Source organism: Pseudomonas sp. K5002, assembly GCF_013386655.1.
Lineage (GTDB): Bacteria > Pseudomonadota > Gammaproteobacteria > Pseudomonadales > Pseudomonadaceae > Aquipseudomonas.
Genome location: NZ_JACARK010001641.1, coordinates 1 through 295, shown reverse-complemented (window position 1 = coordinate 295; position 295 = coordinate 1). Strand labels below are relative to the sequence as shown.

Here is a 295-nt window from a genome sequence, read left to right as displayed (position 1 = left end):
CACCCCGGTGATCTACCTGTATTTCGACCGCCTCGGCCGTCGCTGGCGCAAAGAGCCGGTGCGCCTGGAGCCGGTTGAGTCATGAACCTGTCCGGACCTTTCATTCGCCGGCCGGTAGCCACCATGCTGCTGAGCCTGGCGATCATGCTGCTGGGCGGCGTCAGCTTCAACCTGTTGCCGGTGTCGCCATTGCCGCAGATCGATTTCCCGGTGATCGTGGTGTCGGCCAGCTTGCCGGGGGCCAGCCCCGAGGTGATGGCGTCTACGGTGGCCACGCCGCTGGAGCGTTCCTTCG

At 65.8% G+C, this 295-nt stretch carries 1 protein-coding gene; it reads left to right on the top strand.

The genetic code is table 11. The features are described from left to right. Positions 1 to 81 precede the first annotated feature (81 nt). Positions 82 to 295, top strand: a 214-nt coding sequence (locus HX846_RS38440) for an efflux RND transporter permease subunit (RefSeq protein WP_178967605.1), incomplete at its 3' end; no start/stop codon positions are given.